A 273-nucleotide genomic window follows, 5' to 3' on the forward strand; every position below is an offset into this window, starting at 1 on the left:
AAATCAAACTTCGGCCCAGCCGATACAAAAGGGCCGCTAATAGCGGCCTTTAGTCGTTCCGGGATACAAAACATAAGGCAAACGCCTCGTGCGTCCCTCACAGGAGACAAATCGCCTTCGGCAATTTGCTCCGGCAGTAGGCATCACAGCTTCCCTGTGATGCAGTCGCGATAAATCCCATAGGGATTTACACTGGTAACGCGGGGTGGAGCAGCCCGGTAGCTCGTCAGGCTCATAACCTGAAGGCCGCAGGTTCAAATCCTGCCCCCGCAA

The 273-nt window shown here is 54.9% G+C and carries 1 tRNA gene; it reads left to right on the plus strand.

The features are described 5' to 3' along the window. Positions 1-199: 199 nt before the first annotated feature. Positions 200-273, plus strand: a tRNA-Met gene (locus tag ACT6Q8_RS25530).

This window comes from Niveispirillum sp. (assembly GCF_052437035.1).
Taxonomy (GTDB): Bacteria; Pseudomonadota; Alphaproteobacteria; order Azospirillales; family Azospirillaceae; genus Niveispirillum.